The 23,822-nt window shown below is 63.3% G+C and carries 24 protein-coding genes and 2 pseudogenes; 15 read left to right on the top strand and 11 right to left on the bottom strand.

Features of this window, described 5'->3' with window-relative positions; genetic code table 11:
* Positions 1–310: aldehyde dehydrogenase family protein (locus AC1DDG_RS09955; RefSeq protein WP_476875953.1), on the top strand; the 310-nt coding region annotated here is incomplete at its 5' end.
* A 201-nt stretch (positions 311–511) separates the two neighbouring features.
* Here the strand turns inward: AC1DDG_RS09955 and AC1DDG_RS09950 are convergent.
* Complete coding sequence (locus AC1DDG_RS09950; protein WP_230117439.1) at positions 512–796, bottom strand: DUF5808 domain-containing protein; 285 nt, start codon at positions 794–796, stop codon at positions 512–514.
* Here AC1DDG_RS09950 and AC1DDG_RS09945 point away from each other — a divergent pair.
* Positions 684–1,382, top strand: coding sequence for an SDR family NAD(P)-dependent oxidoreductase (locus AC1DDG_RS09945; protein ID WP_476875952.1), 699 nt, complete (start codon positions 684–686; stop codon positions 1,380–1,382). The genes AC1DDG_RS09950 and AC1DDG_RS09945 overlap by 113 nt on opposite strands.
* Positions 1,383–1,394: 12 nt before the next feature.
* On the opposite strand, the pseudogene AC1DDG_RS09940 reads toward AC1DDG_RS09945, so the two are convergent.
* Positions 1,395–1,463, bottom strand: a pseudogene (locus AC1DDG_RS09940) (carbonic anhydrase); the annotation flags it as partial.
* A 231-nt stretch (positions 1,464–1,694) separates the two neighbouring features.
* Between AC1DDG_RS09940 and AC1DDG_RS09935 the strand changes: the two are divergent.
* The gene (locus tag AC1DDG_RS09935) at positions 1,695–3,203 is read left to right on the top strand and encodes an FG-GAP repeat domain-containing protein (protein ID WP_476875951.1); all 1,509 of its coding nucleotides are present in this window, start codon (positions 1,695–1,697) and stop codon (positions 3,201–3,203) included.
* A gap of 226 nt (positions 3,204–3,429) precedes the next feature.
* Here the strand turns inward: AC1DDG_RS09935 and AC1DDG_RS09930 are convergent, their stop codons facing one another.
* Positions 3,430–3,819: a VOC family protein gene (locus tag AC1DDG_RS09930; protein WP_230117326.1), complete on the bottom strand. Its 390-nt coding sequence runs from the start codon at positions 3,817–3,819 to the stop codon at positions 3,430–3,432.
* Between the two features lie 773 nt (positions 3,820–4,592).
* Between AC1DDG_RS09930 and AC1DDG_RS09925 the strand changes: the two genes are divergently transcribed.
* The 3 genes from AC1DDG_RS09925 (at position 4,593) to AC1DDG_RS09915 (ending at position 7,594) form a co-directional block, all read left to right on the top strand.
* Positions 4,593–4,847 (top strand): hypothetical protein, encoded by a 255-nt coding sequence (locus AC1DDG_RS09925; protein WP_230117327.1) that lies wholly within the window; start codon positions 4,593–4,595, stop codon positions 4,845–4,847.
* Positions 4,848–4,921: 74 nt separating this feature from the next.
* On the top strand, positions 4,922–5,113 hold the full coding sequence (locus AC1DDG_RS09920) for a helix-turn-helix domain-containing protein (RefSeq protein WP_230117328.1): 192 nt from the start codon (positions 4,922–4,924) through the stop codon (positions 5,111–5,113).
* Positions 5,114–5,983: 870 nt separating this feature from the next.
* The gene (locus AC1DDG_RS09915; RefSeq protein WP_476875950.1) at positions 5,984–7,594 is read left to right on the top strand and encodes a Wadjet anti-phage system protein JetD domain-containing protein; all 1,611 of its coding nucleotides are present in this window, start codon (positions 5,984–5,986) and stop codon (positions 7,592–7,594) included.
* Between the two features lie 36 nt (positions 7,595–7,630).
* Here AC1DDG_RS09915 and AC1DDG_RS09910 read toward each other — a convergent pair whose 3' ends face one another.
* Positions 7,631–8,416 (bottom strand): IclR family transcriptional regulator, encoded by a 786-nt coding sequence (locus tag AC1DDG_RS09910; protein WP_230117331.1) that lies wholly within the window; start codon positions 8,414–8,416, stop codon positions 7,631–7,633.
* 179 nt (positions 8,417–8,595) lie between these two features.
* Between AC1DDG_RS09910 and AC1DDG_RS09905 the strand changes: the two genes are divergently transcribed.
* Both AC1DDG_RS09905 and AC1DDG_RS09900 read left to right on the top strand, forming a co-directional pair.
* Positions 8,596–9,414, top strand: a complete 819-nt coding sequence (locus tag AC1DDG_RS09905; protein ID WP_476875949.1) for a maleate cis-trans isomerase family protein — start codon at positions 8,596–8,598, stop codon at positions 9,412–9,414.
* Between the two features lie 12 nt (positions 9,415–9,426).
* Entirely contained in the window at positions 9,427–10,815 is a 1,389-nt protein-coding gene (locus tag AC1DDG_RS09900) for an SLC13 family permease (RefSeq protein ID WP_476875948.1), read from the top strand.
* A gap of 73 nt (positions 10,816–10,888) precedes the next feature.
* Here the strand turns inward: AC1DDG_RS09900 and AC1DDG_RS09895 are convergent, their stop codons facing one another.
* Complete coding sequence (locus AC1DDG_RS09895) at positions 10,889–11,518, bottom strand: flavin reductase family protein (protein WP_230117334.1); 630 nt, start codon at positions 11,516–11,518, stop codon at positions 10,889–10,891.
* A gap of 43 nt (positions 11,519–11,561) precedes the next feature.
* On the opposite strand from AC1DDG_RS09895, the gene AC1DDG_RS09890 reads away from it, so the two are divergent.
* Entirely contained in the window at positions 11,562–12,497 is a 936-nt protein-coding gene (locus AC1DDG_RS09890; protein ID WP_476875947.1) for a haloacid dehalogenase type II, read from the top strand.
* Between the two features lie 91 nt (positions 12,498–12,588).
* Here the strand turns inward: AC1DDG_RS09890 and AC1DDG_RS09885 are convergent, their stop codons facing one another.
* Together AC1DDG_RS09885 and AC1DDG_RS09880 are read right to left on the bottom strand one after the other, a co-directional pair.
* Positions 12,589–12,744 carry a hypothetical protein gene (locus tag AC1DDG_RS09885; RefSeq protein WP_230117336.1) on the bottom strand — a complete coding sequence of 52 codons (156 nt, stop codon included), beginning with the start codon at positions 12,742–12,744 and terminating at the stop codon, positions 12,589–12,591.
* Positions 12,741–12,866, bottom strand: coding sequence for a hypothetical protein (locus AC1DDG_RS09880; protein ID WP_290369711.1), 126 nt, complete (start codon positions 12,864–12,866; stop codon positions 12,741–12,743). Before AC1DDG_RS09880 ends, AC1DDG_RS09885 begins: the two co-directional genes overlap by 4 nt.
* 243 nt (positions 12,867–13,109) lie before the next feature.
* Between AC1DDG_RS09880 and AC1DDG_RS09875 the strand changes: the two genes are divergently transcribed.
* Complete coding sequence (locus tag AC1DDG_RS09875; protein WP_476875958.1) at positions 13,110–13,898, top strand: GntR family transcriptional regulator; 789 nt, start codon at positions 13,110–13,112, stop codon at positions 13,896–13,898.
* Between the two features lie 78 nt (positions 13,899–13,976).
* Here AC1DDG_RS09875 and AC1DDG_RS09870 read toward each other — a convergent pair whose 3' ends face one another.
* Both AC1DDG_RS09870 and AC1DDG_RS09865 read right to left on the bottom strand, forming a co-directional pair.
* The gene (locus AC1DDG_RS09870) at positions 13,977–15,257 is read right to left on the bottom strand and encodes a S8 family serine peptidase (RefSeq protein WP_476875946.1); all 1,281 of its coding nucleotides are present in this window, start codon (positions 15,255–15,257) and stop codon (positions 13,977–13,979) included.
* A 182-nt stretch (positions 15,258–15,439) separates the two neighbouring features.
* Positions 15,440–15,988, bottom strand: a complete 549-nt coding sequence (locus AC1DDG_RS09865) for a TetR/AcrR family transcriptional regulator (protein ID WP_476875945.1) — start codon at positions 15,986–15,988, stop codon at positions 15,440–15,442.
* A gap of 115 nt (positions 15,989–16,103) precedes the next feature.
* Here AC1DDG_RS09865 and AC1DDG_RS09860 point away from each other — a divergent pair, with 115 nt between their 5' ends.
* The 3 genes and pseudogenes from AC1DDG_RS09860 to AC1DDG_RS09850 form a co-directional block, all read left to right on the top strand.
* Positions 16,104–17,513, top strand: coding sequence for an MFS transporter (locus tag AC1DDG_RS09860; protein WP_476875944.1), 1,410 nt, complete (start codon positions 16,104–16,106; stop codon positions 17,511–17,513).
* A gap of 330 nt (positions 17,514–17,843) precedes the next feature.
* Positions 17,844–18,122 carry an HNH endonuclease gene (locus AC1DDG_RS09855; RefSeq protein ID WP_476875943.1) on the top strand — a complete coding sequence of 93 codons (279 nt, stop codon included), beginning with the start codon at positions 17,844–17,846 and terminating at the stop codon, positions 18,120–18,122.
* Between the two features lie 337 nt (positions 18,123–18,459).
* Positions 18,460–18,576, top strand: a pseudogene (locus AC1DDG_RS09850) (GntR family transcriptional regulator); the annotation flags it as partial.
* A 1,152-nt stretch (positions 18,577–19,728) separates the two neighbouring features.
* Here AC1DDG_RS09850 and AC1DDG_RS09845 read toward each other — a convergent pair.
* Positions 19,729–20,778 (bottom strand): transposase, encoded by a 1,050-nt coding sequence (locus AC1DDG_RS09845; RefSeq protein ID WP_476875957.1) that lies wholly within the window; start codon positions 20,776–20,778, stop codon positions 19,729–19,731.
* A gap of 438 nt (positions 20,779–21,216) precedes the next feature.
* Here AC1DDG_RS09845 and AC1DDG_RS09840 point away from each other — a divergent pair, with 438 nt between their 5' ends.
* Positions 21,217–21,921: a hypothetical protein gene (locus AC1DDG_RS09840; RefSeq protein ID WP_476875942.1), complete on the top strand. Its 705-nt coding sequence runs from the start codon at positions 21,217–21,219 to the stop codon at positions 21,919–21,921.
* Between the two features lie 275 nt (positions 21,922–22,196).
* Positions 22,197–23,123, top strand: a complete 927-nt coding sequence (locus AC1DDG_RS09835; RefSeq protein WP_476875941.1) for a hypothetical protein — start codon at positions 22,197–22,199, stop codon at positions 23,121–23,123.
* A gap of 144 nt (positions 23,124–23,267) precedes the next feature.
* Here AC1DDG_RS09835 and AC1DDG_RS09830 read toward each other — a convergent pair whose 3' ends face one another.
* Positions 23,268–23,780 (bottom strand): tyrosine-type recombinase/integrase, encoded by a 513-nt coding sequence (locus AC1DDG_RS09830; protein WP_476875956.1) that lies wholly within the window; start codon positions 23,778–23,780, stop codon positions 23,268–23,270.
* Positions 23,781–23,822 lie beyond the last annotated feature (42 nt).

Here is a 23,822-nt window from a genome sequence, read left to right as displayed (position 1 = left end):
CGACAACCCCCTCGTGGCCGAGGAACAGTTCGGCCCGGCCCTGCCCATCATCCGCTACAGCACCGTGGACGAGGCCGTCGCCAAAGCGAACGGACTCGACGTCGGGCTTGGCGCCTCGGTCTGGTCCTCCGATCCGGCCCGCGCACGTGCGGTCGCAGCCCGCATCGAGGCCGGCACCGTGTGGATCAACAAGCACGGCGCAGTTGACCCCCGCGTCCCCTTCGGCGGCGCCAAACAATCCGGGTACGGCCTGGAATTCGGCGTCGAAGGCCTCAAAGCCCTCGGCATCCCCCAAGTCATCAACGGCTGAGTTGGCACTTCCCCACTGATCCGGGCTGTCTAGAGCGGCCGGCCGTACGGGTGGTCCACCCACGGTCCGGCACCCTCTTCCGGGCACGCAAGGTCGGCGCCCTTGCGCGTGCTCCAGAAGTCCGCGGGGCAGCGGGCTCCCTGCCCGGACGGCAATCGGCATTTGAGAACTCTTGCCTTCATCATCGCTTGTCCATTGGGTTCAGCCGCCAAGGCGGAGGGTGATCAGCAGGCTGATCAGAGCGACCACGCCGGCCATGAGTATCGCTGCTCCGGGATTGCCGAAGTTCAGGGTCCATCCCAGACCGAACCTGCGCGGAACAAGCAGTGTGTGGTCTTCCCGGTTGATGTAGATCAGGCCACCGCGCCAATACTTGTCGTCGTCCCGGTGCGTCAGGCCGGAGTCGCGCCCGCCCTGGTCCCGCTCCCTGGTCCAGACCCTGACATCCTCCGGCGGGCAAGCCACGGCCATGCCCGTCGACGTCACCGATGAGGACTCGGTGAAGAACCTGCTTGCAGGGATCAGTGAGCGGTTCGGGCGCCTCGACGCCGCGGTGAACAACGCCGCAGGCGGCGGCCGCACTCCGGCGCCCCTGAGCGACTGGGCCAGCGAGGACTTCGACAGCGCAATCGCCGTGAACCTCCGCGGAGTCTTTCTGTGCATGAAGTACGAAATCGAACTCATGCTCGCGACAGGAACCGGTGCGGCGATCGTGAACATGTCCTCCACCGCAGGCGAACAGGGCGTCGCCGGCCTAAGCGGCTACACGGCCAGCAAGTTCGGCGTCGCTGGCCTCACCCGCGTCGCCGCGCTCGACTACGCCGCCCACGGAATCAGGATCAACGCGATCGCTCCCGGACCAGTACTCACCGACCGGCTCGCCGAGGCGGGCCAAGCCGCCCAGGAGCGCGTGGCCGCAACTGTTCCGCTTGGCCGGATCGGCACCCCGGGCGATGTTGCCGCCGCAGCACTCTGGCTATGCTCGGACCAATCCTCGTTCGTCACAGGCACCGTTCTCACCGTCGACGGCGGCAGGCTCGCAGGAACGCCTGCCTTCAACACCAGGAACTGACGGCGCCGAGGAGACGTCACCGAGGCCGACGTCGAAGATGATCTCCGCGGCGAGCCGGGGGTCCGCGCAGCCAAAGATGATGAGGCCGGACCCCCCCGATTTGGTGTCCTAAGGCAACTTCTGTGCATTCGTTCCGATCTTTTCCCAACTTCCGGTGACCAGAATGGCGTACGTCCCGGGCAATGCCCCGTCAGGCCGAACCGTGGGACGGGCAGCCGGACCAGGCACACGCCCCAAACAGCGCCGGGCCCGGTTACCATCAAGCACGCCTACCAGCCTGAACCATCTGTTCAGCCGACATTGGAGCGCAGCATGATCAAACAGCTCAGCAGGTTTGGGGTTGTCGGAGTCACGGCGGTATCCCTGATTTGGGCGCTGGCGGTGGGAGCCGCTCCGGCCCAGGCGGCAACATGCCAGCCCGGAACCCCTGCCCCCGCAGACACCTATCCGGGGACGGCGGTGATGGCTAATAATCTCGAGTCCGGGACGCTGGCCGGGTTCACGCCAACGACCGGAGGCACGGGAACCGCCACCGTCTCCTCGGCCCAGTCCCATTCGGGAACCTGCGCCGCGTTCCTGCACGCCACCACTGATGCGGGCTCGGTGGCCAAGCTGTCCGTGCCCCTGCCGGCGGCCACAGCCACGGCCTATGCCGACGGCTGGTTTAACATCACCCAGGCCGGGGTGGCAGGCAACGACGTCCCGTACTTCCGTTTTTTCTCCGGCAGCTTACGGGTCGCCGATATTTACCGGTACAACTCCAACGGGCAGCTCTGGCTCCGCGTGACTTCGCCTACCGGATCCTTCGTCTATACCCGGCTGATCCCCTCAAGCATCACGCTCAGCGCCTGGCACCACGTTGCTATGCGGGTGACCGCGAATGGTCTCGGGACCGAAGTGCAGGTGTGGTTCGACGAGGCATCCGTGTACTCCAGCAACCAGGTAGCCAGTGCGGCCACCACGCTCAACGCGGTCCAGGTCGGTGCGGAACATTTCCAGCAAATGGGCGACAGCTACATTGACGATGTCATCATCAACGCCTCGGATCAGACCAACCCCACTCCGCCTGCTCCCCCTCCGCCCAGCACCAGTTCATCGATCCGGAGCGCCGCGGACGTCGTGGCGGCCGGCCCTGACGGCGCGCTGTGGGACTACCCGGCAACCGGCCAGGGCGGGTTCCATCCCCGGCAAAAGATCGGCATCGGTTGGTCCGGGCTGGCCAAAGGGTTCGTGGCGGACTGGAACAGCGACGGCGTCTTCGATGTCATCGCGCAGTGGAAGGACGGCCGGCTAAGCTTCTACCCCGGAAAACCCGGCGGCGGATTCGCCGCGGCGCAGGCGATCGGCACCGGCTGGGGCAGCTACCACATCACCGTCGGCCACTGGCGCAAAACCGACCAATATCCGGGAATCCTTGCCTACGACGCCGCCGGGACCCTCTGGTACTACGGCAACAACGCCGGATCGTCGCTGTCACCCCGCATCAAGACCGGGGTCGGCTGGGGAGGCCTGTACCTCACCATGACCGACTTCGACCAGGACGGGGCGCAGGACCTGCTGGCCAAACGCAGCGACGGCAGGCTCGTGCTGTACCGCTCCACCGGAACCGGCGGCTTCGTCTCCGAAGCCAGGCGCACGGCGGGCGCCGGGTGGAACAGCATCAACAGCATCACCAGCGTGGCCGGATTCACCACGGGAAGCTCAGGGCTCATGACCCGGCTCAGCGACGGCCGTCTCGCCCATTACCCCTTCAGCAAGGGCATCTGGGGCGCGCGGACCATCGTCGGCACAGGCTGGAGCAGCTACAACATCTTCCGCTAGGACCACCGCCAGTTCCGGCAGAGCTCCCTCCTGCCGGGACGGGTCTTCGTATCGCCGGAAGATTTCGACGCCCAGCTCGGTCGGTGGCTTCGCAAGGCCTACTGGCCGTCCGTCGTTCCGCACTTCAGGCCGGTCACCACAGCGGCACGGCGGCGTCCGGCGGCCCGGCTTTCGGGGAGTCGAGCTCGCCGTGGCGCAGCTCGGCTCCCTGGCCAGTGCATTGGGATCAGGAGGCGGCGAGCCGCGCCTCGGGAATCGTCGGCTCGAATAGTTCGATCGGATTGCCCGACGGGTCTTCGATCAGTACTTGATTTCCGCCCACACCCGTCACGATGTCACTTCGGAACTGCACGCCGGCGTCGCGAAGGGTCCGCACGACTGCCGCGAGGTCTGCCACCTCCAGCGTGAATCGATTCCAGCCGCCCGGGGCGGGAACGGTCCCGTCGGGCATGCTCTGGCCTCCTCCGCCTTGGCCGCTCGGAGCGCTGAGCAGCAGCCTCAGATCACCGCGGTCGAGCATGGCAAAGGGCGGCGCGGGATGCATGACGAGCGTGAATCCCAGATGTTCGCGGTAGAAGTTGACTGCGGCATCGACGTCATCGACGATGTAGCGCACGCTTACGGTGGCGATGGGGAGACCTCCTTGCTCTGAACTCAGAGATACGCGCCACGTCGCGGCGTGTCAACACGCGGAGTGTCTGATATGCCCGCGGGGTCACACTGGATCGATGCCAACCCAGCAGGGTAGGGCAAGATCGGTGATGAGGCGTAGCAGCCAAACGGGCACCGATGGCATGCCCGCTTCGCCCAGTCGATGTTTGCATTGCGCCGCTCTAGCGTGGCGCGCCCGAGGCCCGCCTGTCCCCCATCGGCGGGCCTCCGGTGGCGGGACGAGTGCGGCACCAATCTCGGGTAACTCTTGGATTTGTCCTGCACCTATCCTTTCCAACGGATTCCTACTGTTGAAACATGAAGACAAAAGCAGCCCTCGCACTGACCCTCACCGGCATCCTCCTCTCCGGATCCGATGACAGCGGCGGCCATGGCGGCCACGGCAGCGACGACTGAACTTCCGGCCACCTCCTGACCGCCGCACCATCCCCGCCACCACAGCGCGGCCCTCCTGTACATCACGTACAGGAGGGCCGCGCTCATTTCGATCCGTGCATGAGGCGATCCAGATAGTCCGGCCGGCCAAAGCAAGTACTCACGAGGTGTTACCAGTGGTTGGGGAGAAGTAATTGAGGTACTTGGTACTCATGTGAGAGCTGGGAATCGGGTTTAGCGTTGTCCTACGGTGCCAACCCGGTACGGAAACCATTTTCCGCAGGCCAAACCGGACCCGCACCAGTGAATCAGCGTTGATCGCACTGTGAAGGAGTGATCCTTATGGGGGAAATCCCTGCCCGCAGGTCGGCTACCAACACTCGACCCTGGCGGCTGTCCGCTTTCGTCAACGAAACCATAGCCCGAGCACGCACGGCGGCTGTTCCGTTCAAGGTCGGTGAGGTGGTCGTCGTCGACGATCCCTTCAACGGCCGCAGGGAAGGCCAAGTGGCCGTCAAGAACGGCACTTTGGTGGGCCTGCAAACCGCAGACCGCATCTTCTTCTACGACCATCGGCAGCTGAGACGGCCAGATTAGCTGCCCCTCCACAGTCCTGCCAATCCGCTCAACCATCCCCAACCATCGGCCCGAACCCCGGGAGCCTGATTGAAATGTCCATTGCAAACCTGCACTACCTGACAATTGCCGAAGTGGCCGCGGCCATGCGCGTGTCCAAGATGACCGTCTATCGGCTGGTCCGGGCCCACGCATTGGCCTCGGTGCGCTTCGGCAACTCGTACCGCATTCCCGAAAACGCCGTCGAAGAGTACATAAGGAAGGCCGGTGATTCCGCGGATTCCTGAGACCGATTCGCGGACATTCCGGTCCTGTCTATGGGTCATACTGGGCACAGGGCGGAATTCCACCCCATTCGGCCTAAAAATCATCACTTGGGCCATGGAAGACCTGGACGGCGGCTCTCCTTGGTGATGCTGCGCCGATCAAGCTGGGGAAATAGGGAAAGCCCCTCGGGAGGGGCTTTCATCGGGATTGGACAGTGTTGCTTGGATTGGCCAGCGGTGATGCGCTACTCCTCCCCGGGCTTTCTGTCGCCCATGCCGGTTTCAGTAGAAAAGACTGTAATACGCTCTCCGGATTTCGTCCAACCCCTCTCCGGGCCGCCGTCCGTGCGCGAAGTGCGGGCACTTCAGATTCTGGCCATGGACGGGACGCGAATGCTCATTGACTTCATCCTCCTATTAATCGATATCGCGCTTACGTTCCTGGAGCACCTGTTCCATCACGGATTGCCCGCACGCAAGGGTAAGGTCCGTAAGAGTCTGGAACGCCGGAAGGCTCAACGCTCCGAAAACCCGGAGCGCTGATTCTGCGCAGAGATTCTGTGCGACCTGCGGTTGGCCGGTTGATCGTCTATGTGGACACCCCGGCTGCACTCAAATTCGTCGTCGAGGAAAGCGAGCCCACCGCCTGCAGACGGACGTGCTGATTGCCTACGACGTCGGCCTGGTCACCGCAGCCACCGACGCCGGACTTGCCATTTTCCCCGGGCATACCGCGGCAGCACCCTCCCCACGAAGCCCCGAGGCTCAGCGCTGGCTGCCATCGACGCGGAGACCGCACGGCTGACTGACCAGTCCCGCACCCAGCGGCAGCCGTTCGAAACCTACGCTGCCGCCGCGAAGAACCTGGGACTGCGGCCGCCGGAAGACCGGGTGCTGTTCGACGCGAACCGGGCCCGGCTTGAGGAGGTCGAATCGCAGCTCGGCGCCCACTCCGATGAGCTTCAGGAGAGCCGCACCGCGCTGACCATCACCCGCACCGAACAGACGGCACGGCTGACCGAGATCGGAAACGAACTGCGCAGCCTGCAGTCCCGTCCCAACCTGCTGCCGCTCCCCCAGCTGGAGCTCCGCCGTCGGCTGTGTGACGGCACCGGGATCGCGGAGACTGCGCTGCCGTACGCCGGCGAACTGCTGCGGGTCCGTGATGGTGAAGGCGCATGGGAGGGCGCGGCCGAACGCACCCTGCACGGCTTCGCATTGTCCCTGCTGGTGCCGGCCGAACACTATGCAGCCGTGAGCAGCTGGGTGGATGCCAACAACCTGCGCAGACGGCTGGTCTACCTGAGAATCGGGGAATCGCCGGCACCCAGGGCGGCCGAGCCGGGCACCCTTGCTGCCAAGATCGCCATCAAGCCGGGCACGCCGTTCCGAAACTTCCTGCTGGATGAACTTGCCACCAGGTTCGACCATGTCTGCTGCGATACCGTCGAGGATTTCCGCCGGTATCCCAAGGCGCTGACCGTCAACGGCCAGCTCAAGGGCGGCCGCGGCAGGCACGAAAAGGACGACCGGCGGGAGCTCGAGACGGCCGAGGCTGAGATCGCGTTTGTTGGCAAAGCCCGAGAGGCAAAGCGGTTCCAGGAGCTGGCGGAGTGTCTTGCTGGGCTGGATCCGCAACTGGCCGTTTGGGCGGCGCGGCGCCCGCTGAAATTGCTTGAGCTAGACGATGACGTTCTGTCCGCCGCCCGGGCGGCACTGTGGCTTCGGGACAATCCCACCCCGGGAATCTACGTCCGGCAACTGGGACTGCCCGGTGTCCACACGAAGTTCATTGAGCGGCACCGGCAGGTTATTGATCAGCTGCTCGCAGGCGTTGCGCCTGGCTCAGATATGGATGAGGTGGAGGCCGACGCGGAACCGCCCATGGAAACGCCTGCGCCGGATGTTGCCCTGGACGATGGCGCCGGCCGTACTCCGGCGGCACGCTTCGCCCGCCGGCACGGGTTCCTGCATCCGCCGGAGCTCGTCCGGTTCCGTGTTCTGGATCCCGCGATTCTTGTTCTGGGCGATGCCCGGGACATCACCGTGACCGCCGAGGCATTCAGCGCGCTGCAGCTCCCGGTGCACACCGTGATCGCGACCGAGAACCTGGTCAACTTCCTCGCACTGCCCGAACGGCCCGGCACACTGGCACTCTACGGAGCCGGGTACGGCTTTTTTTCGCTACCTGATGCCGCATGGCTCCGCGAGTGTGAGGTCCTGTACTGGGGCGATCTGGACACCCATGGCTTCCGGATCCTGGACCAGCTGCGCGCAGTGCATCCCCACGTGGCCAGCGTGCTGATGGACGAGGAGACGTTGCTGGCACACCACGATGCGTGGGGAAGAGAGCCGTCGCCGTCGAGGGCTGCACTAACAAGGCTGACAGCGGAGGAAGCCGCACTCTATGAAGCGCTTGGCAACGACACCTACGGATCCGCCGTCCGCCTCGAGCAGGAGCTGATCCGCTGGGACTGGGCGCTCAAACAACTCAGAGGATGAGCTCGTCGAACCCCCAGCCGGCCGCCTTCAGCAGACTTAACCGACCGGTTGGCTCCCGTCATACCCCAGCGCACGGCTGGCTTCCAGGCCTGCACGGGCCACCACCGGCCCTAGCCGTTCCACGTCGGCAGGCCCGATCCGCTGGGTCGGGAATCCCAGACCCATGGCACAGGCGAGCCGGCCGGCGTGGTCGAATACGGGTGCGCTGATTGAACCCACATCTTCATGCCGTTCCCCGAAAGCCGCATAGAACCCCTGTTCCTTGGCCACCTCCGCTTGCTCCCGGAGCATCTCGACGGATGCCGGGGTGTCGGGGGTGAAGCGGTCAAGGCCGTGGTCCTCCAGGGCGCCCCATGCCTCCGGATCAAAGGCCAGGAAAATCTTGCCCGGCGCCCCGGCGTGTAGCGGCATAACCATGCCCACCAGGAAGGGCCGCATCACCACGTGACGTGTCTCGGCCACGGCGACGATGGTCCGGAACGCCCCGTCCCGGACGTACAAGCATGCCGTTTCGCCGGTCTCATCGCGCAACTGCTGCAAAACCGGCTTCACGAGCCTGACCACGTCCAGCCCGAACGTCCCGGGGGTAGCCCATCGGACCAGCCCGATGCCGATCCTGTACCGGTCCCCGTCGCGGTCCAGGAAGCCCTCCCGCAGCATGTTCTGCACCAGCCGCTGGCACGTGCTGGACGGCAGGCCGGTCTTCCGGATGATCTGCTGCAGTGTCGGCTCCGGAGCCTCGACCGAGAAACAATCCAGGATCTCCGCCACCTTGTGTAGGACCAGCAGGGGTGGGCCCCCGGCTCCCGATTCCGTTGCCACCGTTGACGTCCCTTCACTTCACTGATTGACCTCGAGCAGCCTTCAGCTTAGTCAGCTGGAAGCTGGCCACGGGATCGTGACCTATTTGACATTCTATTCGCGAGACCCACATCATGGAAACCTAACCCACCAAGTGGGTTTCACTCGACCAGGCCCCAGCACAAAGACGTGGAGAAATCATGAGCACACCCCAAAGCACCTGCGAAACCGCGCCGGAACCCAAGCGCCCCGGCTCCTCCAGGGTGGGACTGATCGTTCCCAGCTCCAACACCACTATGGAGACGGAATTGCCGGAGCTGTTCCGCCGGCAGGCCCAGGCAACCGGCCACAACTACACCTTCCACTCCGCCCGCGCCGGCATGAAGAAAGTCACTCGGGAAGAGTTGCTGGCTATGGTGGGCAAGGCAGCCGACTGCGCCGAGGCTGTTTCCGACGCCGATGTGGACGTCATTGCCTACGCCTGCCTGGTCGCCGTGATGGCCCAGGGTCCCGGAGCCCACGAGGGCTCGGAGAAAGTAATCGCGGACGCCGCCGCCGGAAACGGGCACCCTGCCCCGGTGACCAGCAGCGCCGGTGCCCTAGTCCGCACGCTGCAGGAAATCGGCGCGCTTAAGGTGGCCATGATCACCCCCTACATGAAGCCGCTCACCAAGATGGTGGTGGACTACATCGAGGGCTCCGGCATCACCGTACTGGACGCCATCAGCCTCGAGGTGGCGGACAACCTCGAGGTCGGCTGCCTTGATCCGCAGAACCTGCCCGCGCTTGCCCGCAGCCTGCAGCGCGAAGGCGCGGACGCCGTCGTGCTTTCCGCCTGCGTCCAGATGCCGTCGCTGGCTGCGGTCCAGGCGGTGGAGGACGAGCTCGGCCTGCCGGTCATCACGGCGGCCACGGCCACCACCTACGAGATCCTCAAGGCGCTCGGTCACCAGCCCGCCATCACCGGAGCGGGCAGCCTGCTGTCTGGCGCCGGCGTCCTCACCTCCGCGAACTCCTAGGCGGCTGGCACCATGTCCCTATCACTCATCGCATTCCTGGTCCTGGTAGCCGCCTTCGCGATCGGATCCTTCACCAAGATCAACGCCGGCCTGCTGGCCACGGTCGCGGCGTTCGGCGTCGGAACCCTCCTGGCAGGCATGTCCATCAAGGACGTCATCGGCCAGTTCCCCGCCGGGCTGTTCTTCATCCTGGTGGGCGCCACACTGCTCTTCGCCATTGTGCGGATCAACGGGACCATCGACCTGCTGGCCTACTGGGCTGAACGGCTCGCCGGCGACCGGAAGATCCTGGTCCCCATCCTGATGTTCCTGCTGACGGCCGCCTTGGCTTCGGCCGGCGCGTTCACCCCCGCCGCTATCGCCATCGTGGCGCCGGTGGGCCTGGCGCTAGGCATGCGGTTCGGCATCAGCACCCTGGCGATGGGCCTGGTCATCGTCCAGGGCGCCAACGCCGGTGCCTTCTCTCCGGTCAACCCCTTCGGCGTGCTGGCCAATAAGATGCTGGACGGCGCCGGGGCCGCGGACGGTTCCTTCAAGCTTTACGCCTACTGCTTCGTCTTCAATGCCATCCTGGCCGCGATCGCCTACGTCCTGGTCCAGGCCGTCATGAAACGCCGCACGGCTCTGGCGGCAGGTCACCAGGCCGGTGAGGCCGGGGATGCAAAGCACGACGGCGGCGCTGCTGCTCCCGCTGGAAGCAGCGCGTCAGGTCCGTCCGGGTCCGGAACGGCTGTGCTCACCGCCCCGGCGCCCACTTCTGTGGCTGCCGTAAGCACCACCAGGACTGGCCCCGAGAAAGTAGCCGCAACGCCGATGCGGATCCTCACTTTGGTGGGCATCGCCTCCCTTCTGGTTCTCACCACGGTTCTGGGCCTGGACGTCGGAGTCGCTTCGCTGATCATTGCCACAGTGCTGATCGTCCTGGACTCGGGCGTGCAGAAGCCGGCAGTGGAAAGCATGCCGTGGTCTGCGATCATTCTGGTGACCGGCATCGTCACCTACGTAGGCATGCTGGAAAAGATGGGCGCGCTGAAGGATCTTCAGGAAGGTATCACCGGCCTGGGCAACAGTTCGCTTGCCGCCCTGGTCACCAGCTATGTGGTGGCCATAGTCTCGGCCTTCGCCTCAACCACCGGCACCCTCGGCGTCATCAGCCCGGTGGTCGCACCCATCGCTATGGATCCGCTGCTCACCCCCATCGGGGTAGTGACGGCCATCGCCATCAGCTCCTCGGTAGTTGACGTGAGCCCGATGTCCACCAGCGGCGCCCTGCTGATGGCGAGCGCGCAGCCCAAGGACGAGCGGATGTTCTTCCGGGCGCTCCTGCTCTGGGCCATCGCGATGATCGGCCTGGTGCCGCTCGTCGTGTGGTTCGTGTTCGTCCAGTTGGGCCTCGGCTGAGCACCGTACATCGAAGGAAAAGGGGTGTCCTGCGTGGCAGGGCATCCCTTTCCCTTCTTAACGCGGCCTGGCTTCAGCGGCGTCCGGCCTTCGGGCGGAAAGGCCCCGGCCAGTCCTTGAGCCGGATCCGTTTGAGGTCCTGGATGGTGCCCAGCGTGCCCCACTCGTCCAGGCCCAGCCGGGTCAGCGGCTCGAGCAGGTCAATCCGAGGGTGGCTGCCGTCCAAAACCGCGTCGCTCACGGCAGCGTGCGTCACTTCGCCGAAGACCAGGATTGAGTCTCCCATCGGCAGGACCGAGTGCAGGCGGCATTCGAGCACCGCCAGCGATTCTTTTACCCGCGGCGCACCCACGGTGAGGCTTGGCTCCCGCGTGAGGCCAGCGGCGTCAAACTCACTGACTTCGGGCGGAAAATTGGTGCCGGTGGCGTTGACCTCCTCCAGCAGCGCGGCCGGGGCGAGGTTCACCACGAATTCTCTGGACTCGGTGATGTTGCGTAGCGAATCCTTTTCCCCCACCGAGGTGAACTGCACGATGGGCGGATTCGTGGACGCCACAGTGAAGAACGAGTGCGGGGCCAGGTTGTCAACGCCCTCCGCCGAGACACTCGATACCCAGGCGATGGGCCGGGGTACCACCACCGCAGTCAGCAGCCGGTAAAAATCGCGGGCGGACGTCACCTTGGGATCGAAATCAGTGCGCATGGTGCCAGACTATCGGGCAGGGAACATGGGAAGGAAACAGGATATGACGATCCAGCCATACCGGTCACCGTCAACCGGGTGCGGGATCCGCGCCGTCCTCTTCGACACCTTCGGCACGGTGGTGGACTGGCGTACCGGCGTCGCCCGGCAGGCGGCCGCCTTCGCCGCGACGCGTGGGCAGCACCTCGACGCCGAGGCGTTCGCCGATGACTGGCGCGCCCTCTACCAGCCGGCAATGGAGGCCATCCGCTCCGGCTCCCGCGAATTCGCCACCCTGGACACACTCCACCGCGAAAACCTGGACCAGGTGCTCCGCCATCACGGCTTCGATCCGGACCGGCTGGACGCAAGAACCCTGGAAGAGTTGAACACATCCTGGCACCGTCTGCCCCCATGGCCGGACAGCTTGGAAGGTCTGTCCGCGATCCGCCGTAGCTACATTGTGGGTCCCCTCTCCAACGGCAACACCTCGCTGTTACTGGACATGGCCAGAAACGCCGGCCTTCCGTGGGACGTGATCATCGGCTCGGACATGACGCGCACGTACAAGCCGCTGCCCAAGGCCTATCTTCGGACTGCGGAGTTCCTGGACCTCAAGCCCGGTGCTGTGATGCTCGTGGCCGCCCACAACAACGACCTGCACGCTGCCCGGGACGCGGGATTGGCGACGGCGTTCATCGCCCGCCCCACCGAATACGGCCCGGGCCAGGTCGCGGACCTGACGCCGGAGAGCGATTGGGACCTCTCGGCATCGAGCATCACCGAACTTGCCGGCGGGCTCGGAGCGGCAGAGGCGGGATGGGCGCCCTCTCGCCGGACGTCGCACCATAATGCTAACGCCCACGGCAAGGCGGCAAATGCCATCGTGAATCACGGGCTTCCGACGTCGTTGTACCCGGCCGCAGCGTCGGGGAACGCAGCGGCTCCCACGAATGGTCAGCCGTCCGGATCGGCAGGACCCTCATCAGCCGGAACATAGTCACCGTGGTGGTGGACGAACTTCCGCTCGACAAGATCGAGCCCCGCAGGGCACCACGTCCGGTTCTCCACGGCATTGGGAGGGCCCAGATTCAGTCGCCGTCGTAACGGGCAAGTGCTTCCCTGTAGACGGCGGCGGTTTCTTTGTCGCCCCTCGCGGTGTACTTGGCGATGATGTTCGCCAGGTCGCGTTTGATGACCCAATGCGCGTCATACGGTTCACGGGAACGGGGAACGTAGTCGTTCATGATTTCCCACTGCCTTGCGCCTCTTCACGCTCCAGCAGATAAAGCAGAAATGCCGCCTGATTGTCGATTTCCCTCTGTTTGCGCGGGGAAATCCAGTCCAGCAATTCTTGATCGTCAGCCATGATGTCCACTCCTTCCGGCTATGAATTGATGGTGACCCCGTTCGGGCAAGATCGGCGAAAGTTTCACGAAAGATAGGCGAAGGTCTTGCCTGCGGCAGCTTTGGCACGGCCGAACACGACATCGAGGGTGCGCTTTTCCCCAGTGGACGCGTCGCCTACATAGGTCCGCTGGCGTTGTCCAACAAACGCGTCACACCCCGCGGTACGCTGGACTTCCCCGACCAAACGCAAGCGAGGCATAACGTGCACGAGGACGCCGCCAGGTTCCTGTCCCAGCCGGTGGAGGCCAAGCCCGGCTCACCGCTCCGGGTTGCCGTCTACTCCCGCATCGCCGAGGCAATTCGCAACAACCTGCTGACGCCCGGCTCGATGCTGCCCACAGAAACCGAGCTCGGCACGGACATGAAGGTCAGCCGCACCGTGGTCCGCGAGGCGCTCATGCTCCTCGAGGAGGACGGCCTCATCCGGGCCCGTCGCGGCGTCGGCCGGTTCGTCTCCGACACCCTCCCCCGCATCGGCATCGAGCGGATCCGCCCCTTCGAGGAAGTCCTCGGCGGCCCCGGGCAGCACATCGAGATCAAACGCGTCCAGCGGGAGCGGCAGCCCGCCTCCGAGTTCGTCGCCCCCGGCATCGGCGTCGAACCAGGCGCCGACTGCTGGCTCTGGGAATCGGTCCTGATCCGCGACGGCGAGGCCATCGCCCACCTGCAGGAGAACATCTCCGCCGGGCCGGTCAGCTTCGGAAGCGGTTCCGCTGCCCTCTCGCCGTTGGAGCTCGACGACGACGGCGGGACCACGCTGCTCGCGGCGCTCTACAAACGCGGTGGCCGGGTAGTGGGACCCGGTGAATGCCAGATCGGCCTCAGCCAGGTAGGGCCCAGCCGGGCCAAGCTCCTGGACCTGCGGGCATCGGATCCGGTCCTCGTGCTGACGCAGTACGTCAGGCACGCGAACCGGCCCTTCTACCTGGCCAAATGCCTCATTCCTGACCGCGCCGGGCACCTGTCGGTGATGCAGTCCCTTCAGTCCTAGGGCGACTGGGTCCGCCTGAGCATAGGCGGCCCTCCCCCGCATGACCGGTCTGGGCCCCGGCCGTTCATACGGCCGCGGCTAAGGGCAGTTACCACCGACCGCCCTGCAAGCGTTCACGCGGCCATTGGCCCAGTAGGTGCCTGTACCGAAAATCGGGTCAGCGGTTGATTCGACTTTTTCGCGGACTAATGCGTTTGCGGTCCCGGCAGGTGAGCTCCAGACAAGCGCGGCAACGGCGGCGACAATTGGTGAGGCCATTGAGGTACCGCTGGCAATGTCATAACCCATGGACCGGCCGTTCTGCGTACCCAGGACGAAGGGGTGGATCGGGAAGGTCGAGTAGACATTGACACCCGGCGCCGCGATATCCACCCACTTACCGTAGGTTGAGAAGGATGCTCTGTCGTCCTTGTTGTCGGTTGCAGCCACGGCAATAACGTTGGGATACGCACCCGGGTAGATCTTGGCCTGGGTACCGGCGTTGCCGGCCGCAGCAACTATCACTGCACCCTTATTCCAGGCGTTATTCACGGCAGTTTCGAGCGTGCGCGAAGAGACTCGCTGTCCGAGACTCATGTTGATCACCTTGGCGCCGTTTACAACCGCCCAGTCGATGCCCTTAGCAATGGCTGAGCTGGAGCCAGACCCGCTGTCGTTAAGCACTTTGGCATCCAGGATGGTGCAGTCCGGGCACACACCGGCGACACCGGTGGAGTTGTGGGCGGCGGCAACGATGCCGGCAACGTGGGTGCCGTGGCCGTATTTGTCGTAGTCCTCAGGATTAATAATTTTCGTATCGCTGAAGTTGGTCCGTGCGACGACCTTCTGCGAGATGTCTTCGTGGTCCATTGCGACACCTGAATCGACGATGGCAACCTTGATGCCGCTGCCGGTCGCGAACGTCCACGCTTCGACGGCGTCCACATCGGCGTCCACGTCACCTGTGGCTATGGTTTGCGTGTTGGCGGTGTTAGTGAATGACTGGCCAACGTTCTGCAGGGCGTACTGGCGGCCGAAATACTGGTCAGCTGTATCGGCAGTAACCAGCTCGTCCGGCTCGGCGTACTCAACTGCCGGGTTCCGGCTTAAGGCTTCGATGAGTTGAAGTTCCTTACCGGCCGGTACCTTGATGAGTTGAGCGCCGGTACTGCCGATACCGGGGCCTTCCTTGAGGCCGTGCTGGCGCAGTACGCCGGCTGCCGCACTCTTGTCGCGGAATTTGATCATGATTTGTCCCGCGATGTGTGACGACTGGGTCGCCTCGCTGCCCGTGGTCACTGCGTTGCTCGGGGCTGCCAATGTGATTGCGCCGCAGCCTATGACTACCGCCGCGAAACTAGCTATAACGATTCTTTTCATGGGGAGTATCTTGCTTCAATCTGCACCGGCTAGATAGTGTCTGCCGCCGCATGACGAAGCGGTCCGGCGACTGGAGCGCCAAACGACAGCAGCGTGTCCACCGGGGCGTACATTGCGGAGCATATCGCCGGGCGGAGAGGTCTGCACTGTCAGATTTGCCTCGAATGCGTTCCCTGAACCCGTCAGGGAGCGAGCAGTCCGTCAGCGACGATCGCAAGCATCGATGCCACTGATTCGGCGGGAAGCTCGCTGTTGTCTGCCACTGCAGCCATCCCGCCAACAAGCCGACTGATTTGCATTGCCTCGACGCCGGGGCGCAGGGCCGAGTCCAACCCGTCAATTAAGCGCTGATTCGCATTGACGTAAGTAGTGCATTTTGCTGCGAATGGAGACCCGGGATCGCCCAGCGCAGCAGTGATCCGCGCGGCTGCACCCTTGTGTTCTGTCAGCATCGCCGCATAGTCGGTCAGCCAGGTCAACAGCTGCTCCCGCGCGGGGGCGTCGAGCGAAAGCGCGCTGTCGACTGCCGCGTTGACCTTCTCCGCCCAGGCCTCAAGGACAGCGTCGTACAGGGACTCTTTGGTCGGGAAGTGCCGGTACAGCGTGCCGGGGCCCACCTCGGCCCCCTTGGCGACCTCGTCCATCGAAACCGCGTCGAAGCCTTTGGCGCGGAACAGCGCACGTGCAACCTCCACGATCCGATTGCGGTTGCGTTGGGCGTCAGCGCGCACAGAAACACCTTTCAAAACATTGTTGCCAAACGGAGAGCGTCTCCGTATAGTTCTAACCGGAGCATCTCTCCTCTTAGTGTACGTCAGCCCATCGGCTAGAACAGGACACCACCCCATGACATCCACAATCGCCACACGGGCGCCCGCCGGGATCGCGCCATCTGGCCGCCGCGCCGGCAGTATTGGCCTCTGGCTGGTCATGCTTGCCCAACTCATGCTTGTCCTCGATGCGACGGTCGTGAACGTCGCACTCCCCCACATCGCCACCGACCTCGATTTCACCCGCGCCCAGCTCAGCTGGGTCCTGAACGGCTACGCCGTCGCCTTCGGCGGCCTCCTGCTGCTCGGCGGACGGATCGGAGACGTCTTCGGCCGTCGCCGCACCTTCCTTGTGGGCGTCGCGGTCTTCACGGTCTTCTCGCTGCTCGGCGGCCTGGCCACCTCACCTCTACTCCTCGTCATCGCACGTGCCCTCCAGGGCCTCGGTGCCGCGTTCGCCGCCCCGAGCGTGCTCGCGCTCATCACCACGAGCGCGCGGGACGACGGCGCGCGGAACCGGGCGCTTGCGTTGTTCTCCGCTGTCGCCTCGATGGGCGGCGCGCTCGGGCTCATTCTTGGCGGCCTGCTCACCGACATGGCCAACTGGCGGTGGACCCTCTTCATCAACGTGCCGATCGGCGTCGTCGTCCTCCTTGCCGTGCCGCGCCTCGTCGCCGAAACTCCCCGGAGACCCGGGCGCTTCGACGTGCTCGGAGCGGTGACCGCAACGGGCGGCGCCGTCGCCATCGTGTGGGCCCTCATCCAAGCGGGCGACGACGGCTGGTCCAGTCCCCGCACGATCGGGGGGCTGGTGGTCGGCGCAGCGCTGATCACCGTGCTAGCCTTCACCGAGCGGAGGGTGGCCCACCCCCTGCTCCGCCCGCAGCTGCTCCGCAGCCCGAGCCGGGTAGCGGCGCTAGCGGCAATGGCGGCCACCTATGGCGGGATGCTGGCGATGTTTTTCCTCATGGTCCAGTACCTCGAAAACGATCTGCACCTCACGCCGCTGTTGACGGGGCTGGCGTTCCTGCCGATGCCCCTGAGCATCTTCGCGATGTCGCGGATCGTCCCGCGACTGGTCGAGCGCTTCGGGGCCGTCCGCCTTGTCATCCTCGGCGCCGCCCTTCGCGTGGTCGCCTTCCTGCCGCTCACGCAACTGAGTCCGGACACCCCCTTCGTGATCGTCATGGCTGCCCTGCTCTTGACGGGAATCTCAGCCGGCATGACGTTCATGCCGCTCACGACGCTCGCGCTTCGCAACGTCGAACCCGAGCACGCAGGGTCCGCCTCGGGTCTTTTCCAGACAATGCAGCAACTTGGCGGCGCCGTCGGACTGGCCATCGTGGCTTCGACCTACGCGGCCTTCGCTGTCCCCGGCGACTTCCTGACCGGCGGACGGGCCGGGTTCTGGTCGGCGACCATCCTGTCCGCCCTCGCGCTGGCAGCCGTCGTCGGGCTGGTCATCAGACCTCGGAAGACGGCATGAGGGCACCCGTTCGCTGGAGGCCCTAAGTCCGAAGTCATAGCCGCCCGCCTGCCCCATGGCTGACTAATCGGCTATCGGACGGCCGCCGAGCTAGCTTCGATTTCGACTAATTGCACCCGCCTATGATGCTGCCGCCGCGGAGGTAGAGCTTGTCCAAACCCCCGTGGTTGAGCCCGTGAAAGCCCCACCAGTGGAGCGGTAGATCTGTCTCATGGGATGGGCGTCGGCAACGAAGAGGCTAACGATTGATGGGGGCTACCACGATGGTGGTCTGACACGCATCTACTGGAGCCGGCAGGCGCTGAGGTTTGCTTACATCGCAACGGCTGCGTGGCTGTTGGCCTCCGCCATCCTGGTGTTCAGGCCGAAGGCCGACGTATCTGCTGGCCAGGGCGCCTCGAGCACGGCGACCATTTCTATCCATGGTCCAAAGGCGGGTCCGCCAGCCTGCAGAACTTTGTCGCCGCCTGGGCCAGGTGTAACCGCGCGAAAAAGCGCCAGGATTTCCTCCCCGGCCGGCCGGAAAGACCGGAACAACGACGGCGGGACTACATTGGGTTTGACGGCGCTGCTAGCGTCGGCGAACGGCAGCCCCTCCAACGCCGATGACAAGCGCCACTCGTGCAGAAAAAGCACTTCGAGGCGGTCCTCCTGGCAAGGCATTCCGGTAGGCGGCCGCGGTCTCTTGTGTGTAGCAGTCACCGACCCTGCAAAGTATCCCAGCTGTCAAGGACCGCATATCGCGTGGTCCAGATTTTCGGTCGAGGTATCGCTGTTCGGTGATGCTGCCGGTGAGCCCGGCTGCCAAGCGCTAGGCGTCCTGGGCTGCTGGAGCGTTACCGGTCAGTTCGAGGAGGTGGGCGTGGACGCGGTGGTTGCGTTGGTGATCATTCCTCTCGAGTAGTGGTGCGAGGGCGGCGATCCCGGCAGTCGGCCCGTGTGCCATACCTACATGAAGGTCAGCCGCACCGTGGTCCGCGAGGCGCTCATGCTGCTCGAGGAGGACGGCCTCATCCGGGCCCGCCGCGGCGTCGGCCGGTTCGTCGCCGACCCCCTCCCCCGCGGGCCACCGAGGACTTCCTCGAAGGGCCGGATCCGCTCGATCCCAATGCGGGACACCTCTCGGTAATGCAGTCACTCCAGTCCTAGGGCGACTGGGTCCGCCTGAGCTTAGGCGGCCCTCCCCGCATAACCAAACATGCGTAGATCCGGCCACGTATGTGTCGGAAGGCTCCAAGATTCACCACAACCTGCAAACCCAATCTGGCTTACGGAGGGTTCCACTTCCTTAGAACGGGATACCCGAAGCGTTGTCCGTCGGAGCACCAACCCGTTCATTACGAGTGATGCCATGCCAGGCAAGGATTGGCACCTGAGACCATGCGCTTGGACACAAAGCGCTGTGAGAACAAGGCCAATTACCGCTGCCATTCACAGACATTTTTTGGAGGCTAGCCGCGGACGGGTCAGAAACGACCGATATCTTGAGTCCCGCTCGTTAAGCGCCGCGATGGCGGTGGCGTTTCTGGTCTGGACAATGTCCAGGACGGGCATGGACGGCGCCTTGTTATGGCCGCGGCTCGGCTTGTTCTAGCACCAGCGCGTAGATCAAGTTCGCGTAGGTCTCCTCGATGGCTCCGCGGCTACGTTGGATGACGGAAGCGGACGGCCGTTTTTGAAGTCCGCGGACCAGATTGTCATACATGGACTCCAACAGGTTCGAACCGCTGACTTGTTCCACGATCGCATTGATCTGTCCGTGCCAGGGAACATTCTCCTCAGTGCACGGTCAGCGAACCGCTCGATAGAACGCTCTTTCGTGTCCATCGAGGAACTGCGGCTTGATGACGTCCCGTCCTGCAGCCAGGGGCGCACCGCCGCGCCCGCCGCGGAGGCGCCCCTGGCACGGATGCTCCCGGACACCGGCCGGAGACGCCGAAGAAGGCGGACCCAAGGATACCGAAATGGCGAATATGACGGCGAGTATACTTGCCGGGTTCCGAAATCGGGCGCGGGCCGCGTACAGGGCGACTAGCACGCCGAAGGGGACATACCTGAAGCCATTTCGTAGCGAAGGTCATCGAGGTAGAAACCGCCCCACGCGAAGACGAACACAACGAGGGCGAGATGTATCCCTCTTAGGGAGAGAGAAGCTCCCCGGCGGCCGACGGCTTAGAGACAGCTGAGCTGCGCCGGCCACGCACTACCGGACGCATCACCACTTGCGGCTATGAAGAAATTCTCGAATAAAATGGGCTGGAACTTGATCTTCCGGGCCAAACACTTGCCAAGCCAACGGTGCGATGGCCGCACCAAGCGAGACTATTCCTTTCAGGAAGGGTATCAACCGCCGTCGCCAGAAAGGGCTGGGATCGGCAGCCGTTACATCTTTGAACTCATGCAATGTCCATTTCCGCAGGACTGTTTCATAAGCAGCTATCTGCAGGATTGCTATGGCTTGAATTCGCCCCATCCAGCCTCTCTCCCAAAGCAACTCTTCCGCTTTGGCAACATAAGCCGCCACTTTTCTTCGCGCTGCACGCTCGTTCCCACGGCTAATCGGCGAACCAAGAGAAGGCCGTCCACGCCGCCACGTCACGTCCAAGATATGCGCCGCCCGGCCAATCTTCTTGGTGATCTGCCTCCTAGACGTTTCCTCCTCGCTGTTTTGCGGATTTTGAAACACTCCTGCTCGATTTTCCTGCAGCTGCTTCAATGCAGCTTGAAGTTGGGTTACAGCGTAAGCAAAGGGTGCAAATGACCTGAATATCAAATTCACGAAGTATCGCAATAGCGCCCATATGCAAGCATCGACGGCTCCACCAACCAGTGCCACTACTGCGACAAACCCCAAATTCTGCAGCAAGTTTCCTGAACTCATGAATCGGTCAATAGCAATAACGATCATTGCAAAAAGCAACAAGACCCAAAGGAGACCGGCAACCAGCCAAAGCGGCCCGCATAGGATGTAGCGGTAAAAAAATTCTGTTTGCTCTGCCGCCTTTAGACCGGATTGGATCTGAGTCGCGTAAAGTTCGGGTTCCCCCCATTCGCCCGCGAGTCTGCGGAGCCGCTCCTCAGTGGTTTCTTGTGCCCCGTTGGTCGACACATCCGTCAATTTCGCGCGACGATCCCGCTCTTCCCGAACCCAAATTCGTAAGTGGTGTTTACTGATTCCATGTTGCTTACAAACGGCAACTTGAGTCATGCCACCATCGAGCACTGCCGAGACAGCTTTTCGTCGCAGATCCTCGTCCACTGGCATCACAGCACCCCTGACTCCTAGTGCCCCCGGTAGAACCACTATGCACCTAGGGCGATTGCTGCGACTACCCGGCCCGTAGGACGAGAAAGGAATTTCACACCGCGGCCTGTGATGGTGGCATGTTCGGACCCGCGTCAACGATTGTTTGACCACCGCGCGGCAAGCTTCCCATTTCTGGCCCTGGTGTGAATCGCAGCGAATGGGGTGGCCTTTCCCCAGCGCTATTTCGTTACCCGGGGGCCGCTTGCGCAAATTGGAGTTCGCGGTAGATTGACGGATAGCGTCAAGGGGAGGACCTTTGAACTATCGCTGGCGCCGGACAAGACGGTGGTTGCCACTCATGACGGGTCTAGCGGGGGAACTGGACATCATCGTAGGCGAACCGTCGATCTAGATCCTAGGCGGCCACGCCTCCGGCAACTGTGAGAGGCGCTTCGAATGAACATGCAAGGCACGGCAATACCTGGATTCCAGGACGCACGACGCATCGGCTACTCCGGTGAGGTGTCCGAGCGATCAAAGGGTTTCGGCGGCGATGAAATCGAATTCCCGAAATCCTATCAGCCCAGGGGACTTGCGCTGAGGTCGCTGACTGTCACTGGCAATTGGGACGGACTATGGGGCTGGCTAAAGGGCCGAGAACAGATTTACTTCATTACGGTGGCAGTCGACCTTAGCGGGACTCCCCCGACGGTCATGCCACCGAAGGAACTCCAGAAAAACCTCATTCACGAGGTGCATCCGGGCGAAACCATATCCTTCACGCTGGGCGAGGGTGCTCCGATCTTCTTTCCGAGGACAGTTGTCGGTGGTTTGGCTGTCTTCATCTTGATTGCAGAGTCCGACGGTGACCTCAGGCATGTCGGTGAGACCATGAAGAAGGTACATGACGACCTAACAAAGAACGAGGGTTCGGTCATGGATAAGTTGCTGAAGCTGATCAGGAACCCCGCAAAGACGCTGGCCGATGAGGTACTCATTGCAGCCAGCGCAGCGATGGCTCCTATTGCTACGGTGCTTTCCGAGACTAGCGATGAGAACGTCGGCGTCGTTCAAGGGCTCTTCAAGGCGAACTCTGATTGGTCTGACCAGCTCGAGCAGACTTGGAGCGGCGGCAGTGTGGTGCTGGCCGAGTTAACTTGAGATCGTCGAAGGTTTCAGGCCTGACGAATGCACGTATCGTCCTCAGGGAGGCTCAGAAAGAGTGGGCTCCAAGGGAGCCGCTTGAGGACGTCGCGCTTTCACAGGCACTCGCTGCAGCATCCAGACGGGAATCACAAATGATCCCAGCTAACGGACGGCTGAGGGCTGGACCCTTCACATATGAAGCCTCGATTGAGAGACGGAGATTTGCGCGAACTCGTGAAATCATCGAGCGGGTATCGCCCAGTTGGGCTGAAGATGGCGGTTACCTTGAGATGCTTGCACGCCAGGCAGCGTCCATCGAAATCTTCCTGATATCCCACCTTCAGCAGTCCGAGGCAGCGACGGATCCGCTGGAGCGCATCCTCATCGGGACGCTTGGACAGCCGCGCAGTACCGCATGGACCAGGAAGGTAGACGACTACGCGGTAATTGCAATCGCCGCAGGGATGATGAACGCCTACTACCAATTATCGAAGGCGGTTGTCATAAGTTGGCAGCCAGTCGACCCTCCCCCGGGTCGCCTCGTCAGCCTCGACAGCACGCCCGAAGCAGTTGAGAAAGTGCTCGACGCAAGTCCCACCGCTCTCGACGTCGCATACGAGTCTCTCAGTTCCTGGTTTTTTGATGGTGTGGCCCAACCATCTACAACACGAGCGCCTGAGGAACTGTATCAACCTGCCCTTATCGTCCTAATCAACTACGCGGAACGTTTCGTCCTAGGCCATGAATACTGTCACGCCCTCCTGGAATACATGGGCTACCCCATTGGAGAGTTCCCCGTCGAGGTCCTACCGGACAAAGATGAGGAGTTCCGCGCCGACATCGTTGGCGGCTGGGCGGTGGCCGAGTCAGCAGCGCAGCTTGATTCGGTACCACCCAACGTGGCGCTTCAGAGCGCTCTTTTCGCGATGAAGGTCCATGAGATCGTGGACGATGCGCTGGTGATCTTCGGGCGGCCCCCGACTCCATCGACCACCCATCCACCCTTCTCGGCGCGAGCAAACACGGTGCTCCAGATGTATCAGGCCGTGTACGGGCACCTTGCCGTCGACGATATATCCTTATCGTCTAAGGCGCTGCCAGTACCGGCTCGAACCCTAGATCAAATCTGGGCTCGCCTGAGGCCGCAGTTTGTCTCCGCAGCGCAGCAAGGGAAGTCGCTGCATGCGATTTGGAAGACGGATCAATTGCTGGTTTAGGCGACAGTCTTTGGGTGCGTCTGGGCAAATCCCGCGGTCCAGCTGGTCGGCGAGCAATTGTCAGTATCTTCCCCTAGTCGAACGCGACTTTATTCTAGTGCCCTTCGAAAACGACCGATATCTTTAGTCCGTCTCCGTCCGTGCCTAGATGACGCGGTGCATCCGTTCTGGAAAGTGCCCACGACGCATCTCCGACCGGACTCCGCCTCTGAGGATCAGACGGAAAATCGTGATGCACTCGAGATGCTTCCCCGTGGGAGTACGTTCAATTTCAGAAGGTGTAGAACCAGCGATTGCGAAGACAGCGGTGGAAAGGTAGTCGGCATAAAGGCGGATCAGTTCGGCGGTGACGGGGATGGTGCGCGAATGGGGCGATTTCGCGCGCGCACCATTGGTGTTGTCGCGCCGGCGGATCGTGATTTCTCGTTCGGCGACGGCGATGTCCTTATGCCGGAGGCCCAGGGCTTCACCGATCCGGATGCCGGCGTCATGGAGGAGTGCGAAGAGCAGTCGGTCCCGGAGACGATCGCATGAATCCAGGATGCTTTTGATCTCGCTGGGGCCAGGAGGCGGGGAATCCTTGCCGTCACGGGAAGCTTCACCACCCGGCGCTGTTTTGCGGCGCCCTTGCTGATGTGGTGCAGGAAGTGTTTCCATCCTCCCTGGCGGGCAGCCGGGTCCCAGCAGGTGATCAGCTCG

This window comes from Arthrobacter sp. 10L430, assembly GCF_056395245.1.
This window is presented reverse-complemented; position numbering and strand designations above follow the sequence as displayed.